Origin of the sequence: Nocardiopsis deserti, assembly GCF_008638355.1 — a bacterium.
GTDB classification, from domain to species: Bacteria; Actinomycetota; Actinomycetes; order Streptosporangiales; family Streptosporangiaceae; genus Nocardiopsis; species Nocardiopsis alborubida.
The window spans coordinates 1-11010 of sequence record NZ_VWVS01000040.1 but is presented as its reverse complement, the minus strand read 5'-3'; the positions used below and the strand labels follow the sequence as shown (position 1 = coordinate 11010).

Here is an 11010-nt window from a genome sequence, read left to right as displayed (position 1 = left end):
AGGCCCAGCCGGGGGGCGGGGCGATGCTCGCGATCGGGTTGCCGTTGGGAGATGTCTCCGCTCTGGTCGGTGACCGGGCGGGTGTGGATGTGGCGGCGGTGAACGGTCCGGCGTCGGTGGTGGTCTCGGGTGACGCGGACGCGGTGGCTGAGGTGGGGGAGTTGGCCCGTCAGGCGGGTGCGCGTACGCGTGCTCTGACGGTGAGTCATGCTTTCCATTCGGCGCATATGGACGGGATGTTGGCGGAGTTTCGGGAGGTCGTTGAGGGGTTGACCTTCCGTGAGCCGTCCATTCCGGTGGTGTCGAATGTGACGGGTGGTTTGGCTGAGGCTGCGCGCATTACTTCGCCGGAGTACTGGGTGGAGCATGTGCGTAGTCCGGTGTTGTTCCATGATGGTGTGTCGGCTCTGGTGGGGGCGGGTGCTGGGGCGTTCCTGGAGTTGGGGCCGGATGGGACGTTGACGGCGATGGCGCGGGAGAGTGTGCCGGAGTCGGCGGTGTCGGTGGCGGGGTTGCGTCGTGAGGGGCCGGAAGTCGAGGCGTTCGTCGGCGCTCTGGCTCGTTTGTACACGTCCGGTGTTCAGGTTGATCTGGCTCCTGCTTCCGGACGTCGGGTGGACCTGCCCACGTACGCGTTCCAGCGAAGCCGTTACTGGTTGGACGCGCCCGCTGGTTCCGGTGACGCGGCGAGCCTGGGGCTCCTCTCGGCCGAGCATCCGCTGTTGGGGGCCGGGGTGTCGCTGGCGGACGCTGACGGACACCTGTTCACCGGTCGGATCTCCCTGTCGACCCACCCGTGGCTGGCCGACCACGCGGTGGCGGGCACGGTCCTGCTGCCCGGCACCGCGTTCGTCGAACTCGCCCTCCACACCGGTGAGCGGGTCGGTTGCGGCACGGTCGAGGACCTCACGATCGAGGCACCGCTGGCCCTACCGGCCAAGGGCGGGATCCAGGTGCAGGTGGCGGTGGGCGCGGCAGGGCCTGACGGTACCTGTGCGATCGCCGTCCACTCGCGTCCGGACAGCCAGGACGAGGACGTCCCGTGGACGCTGCACGCCACCGGAGCCCTGTCCGCGAACACACAGGCAGTGTTCCCCGAGGCCCCGGCCTCATGGCCGCCCGTCGGCGCCGAGGCGGTGCCGACCACCGATCTCTATGAGCACCTGGCCGACGGCGGGTACGACTACGGCGCCACCTTCCAGGGGGTGCGCTCCGTCTGGCGTGACGGCGCGGAGCTCTACGCCGATGTGGCCCTCTCCGAGGACACGGACGCCACGGGCTTCGGCCTGCACCCGGCCCTGCTCGACGCGGCGCTGCACCCCATCTCACTCGGGGCGATGCGAGAACAGGACTCCGGTCTCGTTCCCTTCGCCTGGAGCGGTGTCGCGCTGGCGGCGACCCGGGCCACCAGGCTGCGCGTGCGGTTGACCCCGACCGCCGAGGACACCTTCTCCCTGACCGCGTACGACCCCACGGGTCGGCCCGTCGCATCGGTGCGCTCCCTCGTGCTCCGGCCGATGGACACCAACCTCCTGCGCAATGCGGCCTCGGGTACGGCGAACTCCGCCTACACCGTGGAGTGGCGGCCTCTTCCGCTCGTACCAGGAAAGGAGGCGCCACGGGATCTTCCGGAGCTGGGATCGCTCGGCCCGGAGTCACCGGCTCCCGACACGGTGGTGCTGACCTGCCCAACCTCTACTGGGAACGCGCCGGAACGGGTACACGGCGTGCTGGCCGACGTCCTGAGCTCGGTGCGCGGTGTCCTGGACGACGAACGGTTCGCCGACTCCCGGTTGGCGGTCGTGACCCGGGGCGGGGTCGCGGCCGAGACCGGGGAGGACGTCGGCGACCTGGCGCACGCCGCGGTGTGGGGGCTGGTGCGTGCGGCGCAGTCGGAGAACCCCGGCCGGTTCGTCCTCGTCGACGCCGCCGACGGCACGCTCGACGCGCTGCCCGAGGTCCTGGCCACGGAGGAACCCCAGATCGCCCTACGGGAGGGCACGGCACGGGTGCCGCGCCTGACCCGTGCGGCCGACACGACCGGTGAACAAGGAGGCTTCGGCGACGGAACTGTGCTGGTGACCGGTGGCACCGGAGCGCTGGGCGGCATGGTGGCCAGATACCTGGTGGCCGAGCACGGCGTCCGCGACCTGCTGCTGGCCAGCCGCCGGGGCGAAGCATCCGACAGCGCGGGCGAACTGGCGGACGAGTTGACGGACCTGGGCGCCCAGGTGCGGATCGCGGCCTGCGACACGGCCGATCAGGACTCCCTCAAGGCACTCCTGGACGGGGTGCCCCCCGAGCGTCCGCTGACCGCGGTGGTGCACTGCGCCGGGGTCCTGGACGACGGGCTGATCACCTCGCTCACCCCGGAACGGCTGCACGCCGTCCTGCGTCCGAAGGTGGACGCGGCCTGGAACCTGCACGAGCTCACCCGGGACATGGACCTGTCGGCCTTCGTGCTCTTCTCCTCCGTCGCCGGAACCCTGGGCGGCCCCGGGCAGGCGAACTACGCCGCGGCCAACACCTTCCTGGACGGGCTCGCCCAGCACCGCCGTGCCCACGGCCTTCCGGCGACCTCCCTGGCCTGGGGCCTGTGGGCGGGATCCGGCGGGATGGGAGACGAGCTGGACGAGACCGGCCTCGCCCGGATGCGCCGCACCGGTATCTCACCGATGGACGGCTCGGAGGCACTCACCCATGTGGGATCCGCTCCCCACAGCACGGACGCCGTCCTCCTCCCGGTCCGTCTGGACCGGTCGGTCCTGCGCTCCCTGGCCTCGTCGGACTCCTTGCCCCCGCTGCTGCGGGGGATCGTGCGCGCGGGACAGCGCGTCGCCGCGAACGCGGTGGGCGACGACACACTCGTCGGCCGGTTGGCCGCGCTCGGCGAGGACGAGGGTCGGCGGACCCTGGTGGACCTGGTCCGCGCCCAGGTCCGCGTCGTCCTCGGGTACGCCGACGCGGAGGACGTGCGGACGGACCTCGCGTTCCGGGACCTCGGCTTCGACTCGCTGACGGCGGTCGAGTTCCGCAACCGGCTCTCCACGGTGACCGGTCAGCGGCTGCCCGCGACCCTGGTGTTCGACCACCCGACCCCCACAGCACTCGCCGACTTCCTGTACACCGAGCTCGCCGGGGTCACGGCATCCCGGTCCGCTGTCGTGTCCGTATCGGGCTCTGCGGACGAGCCGATCGCGATCGTGGCGATGAGCTGCCGGTACCCGGGCGGGGTGGAGTCTCCCGAGGACCTGTGGGAGCTGGTCAGGACCGGTGGCGACGCGATCTCGGAGTTCCCCGGTAACCGGGGCTGGGACGTGGAAGCGCTGTACGACCCGGATCCGGAGCACTCCGGTACCACCTACACGCGCCACGGCGGGTTCCTGCACGACGCTGATGAGTTCGACCCCGCCTTCTTCGGGATCAGCCCGCGCGAGGCCGTCGCGATCGATCCGCAGCAGCGGCTGCTGCTGGAGACCACGTGGGAGGCGTTCGAACGGGCTGGGATCGCTCCGCCTTCGCTCAAGGGGAGCCGCACGGGCGTGTTCGCGGGCCTGATGTACGACGACTACGCCTCCCGGCTCTCCCGGCTGCCGGAGGAACTGGAGGGGTACGTCGGCAGTGGCAGCGCGGGCAGTGTGGCCTCCGGTCGGGTGTCGTACACGTTCGGGTTGGAGGGCCCGGCGGTCACGGTGGACACGGCGTGTTCGTCGTCGCTGGTGGCGATGCACCTGGCCGCGCAGTCGCTGCGCCAGGGTGAATGCGACCTGGCCCTCGCGGGCGGTGTCACCGTCATGGCGTCGCCGGGCACCTTCGTGGAGTTCAGTCGGCAGCGCGGGCTGTCCCCGGACGGCCGGTGCAAGTCCTTCGCCGAAGGCACGGACGGCACCGGCTGGGGCGAGGGGGCGGGGATGATCCTGCTCGAACGCCTCTCCGACGCCCAGCGCAACGGGCATCCGGTGCTGGCGGTGATGCGTGGTTCTGCGGTGAACCAGGACGGTGCGAGCAACGGTCTGACCGCGCCGAACGGTCCCTCGCAGGAACGCGTGATCCGGCAGGCGTTGGCGAACGCGAAGCTGGGTCCGGGTGAGGTGGACGCGGTGGAGGCGCACGGGACGGGGACCCGGTTGGGGGACCCGATCGAGGCGCAGGCGTTGCTCGCCACCTACGGCCAGGACCGGCCGGAGGACCACCCGTTGTGGTTGGGCTCCGTGAAGTCGAACATCGGTCACACGCAGGCGGCGGCGGGCGTGGCGGGTGTGATCAAGATGGTCATGGCCATGCGGAACGGGAGCCTGCCCCGGACCCTGCACGTGGAAGAACCCACCTCCGAGGTCGACTGGGAGTCGGGTGCGGTCGAGCTGCTGACCGAGAACACCGAGTGGCCGGACGCGGAGCGTCCGCGTCGTGCGGCGGTGTCGTCGTTCGGCATCAGCGGTACGAACTCGCACGTGATCCTGGAGCACACTCCCTCACCGGAAACGGAGCCGGAGGCGGAAGTCGGCGGGTCGGTCGCTCCGCTGGTCGTCTCGGGTCGGAGCGCGGAGGCGCTGCGGGCCCAGGCCGAGCGGCTGCGGGCCCGGCTGGAGTCCGATCCGGGGCTGTCGATGGCAGATGTGGCGTTTTCGTTGGGGTCCTCGCGTGCGTTGTTCGATCACCGTGCGGTGACGTGGGGACGTGACCGTGACGAGTTGCTGCGTGGGTTGACGGCTCTGGCCGGGGGAGAGCCCGCTCGCAATGTGGTGACGGGTGTGGCTGGTCCGGTGGGCCGGACCGCGTTGTTGTTCACGGGTCAGGGCAGTCAGCGTCCGGGTATGGGTCGGGCTTTGTTCGAGGCGTTTCCGGTGTTCGCCCAGGCTCTGGAGCGGGTGTGGGGGTGTGTGGACCCGCTTTTGTCGCGGCCGTTGCGTGAGGTGATGTTCGCTGAGGCCGGTTCGGTCGAGGCGGGGTTGCTGGACCGGACGGAGTTCACCCAGCCGGCGTTGTTCGCGTTGCATGTGGCGTTGTTTCGGCTGGCGGAGAGTTTCGGGGTTCGGCCGGACTTCCTGATCGGGCATTCGCTGGGTGAGGTGTCGGCGGCGCATCTGGCTGGGGTGTTGTCGTTGGAGGACGCTGCGGTGTTGGTGGCCTCTCGGGCGCGGTTGATGCAGGCCCAGCCGGGAGGTGGGGCGATGCTCGCGATCGGGTTGCCGTTGGGAGATGTCTCCGCTCTGGTCGGTGACCGGGCGGGTGTGGATGTGGCGGCGGTGAACGGTCCGGCGTCGGTGGTGGTCTCCGGTGACGCGGACGCGGTGGCTGAGGTGGGGGAGTTGGCCCGTCAGGCGGGTGCGCGTACGCGTGCTCTGACGGTGAGTCATGCGTTCCATTCGGCGCATATGGACGGGATGTTGGCGGAGTTCCGGGAGGTCGTTGAGGGGTTGACCTTCCGTGAGCCGTCCATTCCGGTGGTGTCGAATGTGACGGGTGGTTTGGCTGAGGCTGCGCGCATCACTTCGCCGGAGTACTGGGTGGAGCACGTGCGTAGTCCGGTGTTGTTCCATGACGGGGTGTCGGCCCTGGTGGGGGCGGGTGCTGGCTCGTTCCTGGAGTTGGGTCCGGACGGGACGTTGACGGCGATGGCGCGGGAGAGTGTGCCGGAGTCGGCGGTGTCGGTGGCGGGGTTGCGTCGTGAGGGCCCGGAAGTCGAGGCGTTCGTCAACGCCTTGGCGCATCTGTACACGTCCGGTGTTCAGGTTGATCTGGCTCCTGCGTCGGGGGTCCGGGTGGACCTGCCCACCTACGCCTTCCAGCGGGAGTCCTACTGGTTGCACTCCGCCCACGACACGGACGTACGAGCGGCCGGATTGGGAACACCCGACCATCCTCTGCTCGGCGCTGCGCTCACCCTGGCCGACGGTGACGGACACCTGTTCACCGGCCGTCTCTCCCTGTCGACCCACCCGTGGCTGGCCGACCACGCGGTGGCGGGCACGGTCCTGCTGCCCGGCACCGCGTTCGTCGAACTCGCCCTCCACGCGGGAGACCACGCCGGGGCGGGCGGACTTGACGAGCTGATGCTCCAAGCTCCCCTCATACTGCCCGAGTCCGGTGGTGTCCATCTCCAGGTAGCCGTGGGCGCAGCCGACGAGGCGGGTCGTCGTACGGTGACGGTGCACTCACGACCGGAGGACGCCGACGACACCTGGACCCTGCACGCCGAAGGGCTGTTGAGTGTTCCGGCAGCCGGAGAACCGGACGCGGCCCCGCCTGCCTGGCCCCCGGCGGGTGCCACACCGCTGCCCGCGGAGGACCTCTACTCCGAGCTGGCCGAACGCGGCTATGGCTACGGCCCGCTGTTCCAGGGCCTCCGCGCCGCGTGGCGGGACGGCGACGACCTCGTCGCCGAGGTGGTCCTGCCCGAGGGCGCCGACGCCAGCGGGTTCGGGATCCATCCCGCGCTCCTCGACGCCGCGCTACACGTTTCCGCTCTCGGCACCGGTGCGGCCACGGACGAAGCCGGAGCCCGGCTGCCTTTCCTCTGGAACGGGGTGCGGCTCTTCGCCACCGACGCGACCCGTCTGCGGGTACGGCTCACCGTCACCGGAGAGGACGGTGTCCGCCTCAGCCTGTTCGACACCACCGGCTCCCCCGTGGCCAGCGTCGAGGGACTGACCCTGCGTCCGGTGACCTCCGAGCAGATCAGGGCCGCTGGTCGGGACTCCCAGAGCCACCTGTTCCGTCTGGACTGGGTCGCCCAGTCGGCGCCCACGGACGTGCCGGTCCCCGACACGGCATGGGCGGTCGTCGGCGCACCGGTTCCAGGGCTGGACGTCCCGATCCACGCGGACGCCGGTTCGCTGCGGGACACCCTCACGGACGGTGTTCCGGTACCTTCCGTCCTGGTCCTGTCCCAGGAGGGATCGCCGGAGCCCTCCGGTACCCATGACTCCCTGAACACTGCGCTGGACACGCTCCAGGAGCTTCTGGGTGACGCACGGTTCGCCTCGACCTCGTTGGTCGTGCTCACCCGGGGCGGGGTCGGCACCCATGCGGCAGAGGACATCGCCGACCTGTCGGCGGCCGCACGTTGGGGACTCGCCCGCTCCGCCCAGCCCGAGAACCCCGATCGGATCGTCATCGTCGACGTGGACGGCCCGGAGTCGTCGGCCGCGGCGCTTCCCTCGGTCCTCGCCACCGGGGAACCGCAGGTCGCGGTTCGCGGTGGTGCGCTCCTGGTGCCCCGGCTCGTCCGCTCGACGAGCGGTACCACCCTCACGCCACCGGCCGGTCACGGGGCATGGCGACTGGACGTGACGAGCACCGGCACGCTGGAGAACCTCGCCCTGCTCGACTCCGCGGAAGCCCGCGAACCCCTGGCCCCCGGCCAGATCCGGGTGTCGATGCGGGCCAGCGGCCTCAACTTCCGGGACGTCCTGATCGCGCTCGGACTGTACCCGGACGAGGCGATGCTCGGCAGCGAGGGATCGGGCGTCGTGGAGTCCGTCGCCCCGGACGTGACCGACCTGGCTCCGGGAGACCGGGTCATGGGACTGTTCACGGGGGCGATGGGCCCCCTGGCGGTGACCGACCGCCGACTGGTGACCCGCGTGCCACGGGACTGGTCGTTCGCGCAGGCGGCCGCCGTTCCGATCGTCTTCCTCACCGCCTACTACGGACTACATGACCTCGCGGGTGTTCGGCGGGGCGAACGGCTGCTCATCCACTCCGCGGCCGGCGGTGTGGGCATGGCGGCGGTTCAGCTCGCGCGGCACTGGGGTGTGGAGGTCTTCGGTACCGCGAGCCCGGGCAAGTGGTCCGCTCTTCGTGCCCAGGGGTTGGAGGACGACCACATCGCGTCGTCGCGGTCCCTGGACTTCGAGCGGGAGTTCCTGGACGCCACCGACGGGCACGGCATGGACGTGGTCCTGGACTCTCTGGCCCGTGAGTTCGTGGACGCGTCGCTGCGGCTGCTGCCGCGCGGTGGCCGGTTCGTCGAGATGGGCAAGACCGACATCCGCGACGCCGACGAGGTCGCGGCGGACCACACCGGTGTCGCCTACCAGGCGTTCGACCTGATGGAAGCGGGCCCGGACCGTATCCAGCACATGCTTTCCGACGTGCTGGAGCTGTTCGAACGCGGGGTACTGCACCCCCTGCCGATCACTGCGTGGGACGTCCGCCAGGCACCGGACGCCTTCCGGTACCTCAGCCAGGCGCGGCATGTCGGCAAGGTGGTGCTGACCGTTCCCTCACCGCTGGACACTGACGGGACTGTGCTGGTCACCGGTGGTACGGGTGCGTTGGGTGCTCTGGTGGCGCGTCATCTGGTGGTGGGGCACGGGGTGCGCAGCCTGGTGTTGACCAGCCGTCGCGGGATGGAGAGCGAGGGTGCGGCGGAGCTGGAGGCCGAGCTCACCGGGTTGGGTGCTCGGGTGCGGATCGCCGCGTGCGATGCGGCCGACCGGGACGCGCTGGCTGCTCTGTTGGGTGAGGTCCCCGAGGAGTATCCGCTCACGGGGGTGGTGCACTGTGCGGGTGTGTTGGATGACGCTACGTTCACCGCGCTGACCCCTGAGCAGATGGGTTCGGTGTTGCGTCCGAAGGTGGACGCGGCGTGGAACCTGCACGAGCTCACCCGGGACCTGGACCTGTCGGCGTTCGTGTTGTTCTCCTCGATCGCGGGGGTGGTGGGTAATCCGGGTCAGGCCAACTATGCGGCGGCCAACACGTTCCTGGACGGGTTGGCGCAGCACCGTCGTGCTCAGGGGCTTCCTGCGACGTCGCTGGCCTGGGGACTGTGGGGGAACGTCGGGGGCATGGGCGGCGAGTTCGACGCGGCCCCGGCATCGCTGAGCCGCCGGGGCCTCGCCGCCTTCACCGCGGAGCAGGGGCTGGCCGCCTTCGACACGGCCCTCGCGACCGCTCAGGGGGCCGTCGTCCCGGCACGGCTGGACCTTGCCGCCTTGCGCGCCCAAGCGAACGCCGGGGTTCTGCCCGCGATGCTGCGCGGCCTGGTCCGGGGCTCCTCCTACCGCTCGGCCTCGGGAGCCGCCGTCGCCTCGTCGTCGCTGGTCCAGACACTCGCTGCCCAGTCCGAGGAGGACCAGCACGACACGTTGCTGGAACTGGTACGCACACAGGTCGCCACCGTCCTCGCGTACTCGGATCCTGGGGCCATCCGGACGGATCAGGCGTTCAGCGACCTTGGATTCGACTCACTGACAGGGGTCGAACTGCGCAACCGCATCAACGCGGCGACCGGTCTGCGGGTCTCGGCGACCCTGGTGTTCGACTACCCGACACCGGATGCACTCGCCGGGCATCTGCGTGAGGAACTCGTCGGGTCCGTGAGCCGGGTCGCCGCCACGAGCGTCGCGGCTGCCAGGACCGTTCCGGCGGACGAGCCGATCGCGATCGTGGCGATGAGCTGCCGGTACCCGGGCGGGGTGGAGTCTCCGGAGGACCTGTGGGAGCTGGTCAGGACCGGTACGGACGCGATCTCGGAGTTCCCCGACAGCCGTGGGTGGAACCTCGACGCGCTCTACGACGCGGACCCCGGGCACACCGGCACGAGCTACACGCGTCACGGCGGGTTCCTGTACGACGCGGACCGGTTCGACACAGAGTTCTTCGGGATCAGCCCGCGTGAGGCGGTCGCGATGGACCCGCAGCAGCGGCTGTTGTTGCAGACGTCGTGGGAGGCGTTCGAACGGGCGGGAATCGATCCCACCTCGCTGAGAGGGAGCAGCACCGGGGTGTTCGCGGGCGTCATCCCGCAGGAGTACGCCTCCCGGGAAGGCCGTGTTCCCGACGGCATCGAGGGCTACCTGTCGACCGGTACCACGACGAGTGTCGCGTCGGGTCGGGTGTCGTACACGTTCGGGTTGGAGGGTCCGGCGGTCACGGTGGACACGGCGTGTTCGTCGTCGCTGGTGGCGATGCACCTGGCCGCGCAGTCGCTGCGCCAGGGCGAGTGCGACCTGGCCCTGGCCGGAGGCGCGACCGTCATGGCGACCCCCGCCCTCTACGTGGAGTTCAGCAGGCAGCGCGGGCTGTCCACCGACGGTCGGTGCAAGGCGTTCGCCGGGGCCGCTGACGGTACGGGGTTCTCCGAGGGTGCCGGTCTGGTGCTGTTGGAGAGGTTGTCCGACGCCCAGCGCCATGGGCGTCGGATTCTGGGTGTGATCCGTGGTTCTGCGGTGAACCAGGACGGTGCGAGTAACGGTCTGACCGCGCCGAACGGTCCCTCGCAGCAGCGGGTGATCCGGCAGGCGTTGGCGAACGCGAAGCTGGGTCCGGGTGAGGTGGACGCGGTGGAGGCGCACGGGACGGGGACCCGGTTGGGGGACCCGATCGAGGCGCAGGCGTTGCTCGCCACCTATGGGCAGGGTCGTGTGGAGGACCGGCCGTTGCGGTTGGGGTCGCTGAAGTCGAACATCGGTCACACGCAGGCGGCGGCGGGTGTGGGTGGTGTGATCAAGATGGTCATGGCCATGCGGCACGGCCACCTGCCGCGGACGCTCCACGTGGACGAGCCCTCGCCGCACGTGGACTGGGAGTCGGGTGCGGTCGAGCTGTTGACCGAGGACACCGAGTGGCCTGAAGCCGACCGTCCGCGTCGTGCGGCGGTGTCGTCGTTCGGCATCAGCGGCACGAACGCGCACCTGATCCTCGAACAGGCCCCGGAGCCTGAGCCCGTTGAGGTCAGCGGGCAGAGCGGGGACTCCACCTCTGACTCCGGTGCTGTGGCGTGGCCGGTGTCGGCGAGGGGTGAGGCGGCGTTGCGTGGGCAGGCCGCGCGTCTGGCGGGTTTCGTGCGTGAGCACGGAGAGGACGAGGGGTTCTCCCCGGCGGGTGTGGGTCGGGCGTTGGTGTCCACGCGTGCGGTGTTCGACCACCGTGCGGTGGTCATCGGCCAGGACCTGTCCGAGTTGGTGGATGGTCTGGACGCGCTCACCCGTGGTGAGCCCGCTGCTCAGGTGGTGTGGGGCACGAGCCGTGGTGCGGGTCGGACGGTGTTCGTGTTTCCGG

At 70.5% G+C, this 11010-nt stretch carries 1 protein-coding gene; it reads left to right on the top strand.

The genetic code is table 11. The annotated features are described in order from the left end of the window. Nucleotides 1-23 precede the first annotated feature (23 nt). A partial coding sequence (locus FYW99_RS32740; protein WP_223839899.1) for a type I polyketide synthase occupies nt 24-11010 on the top strand: 10987 nt, incomplete at its 3' end.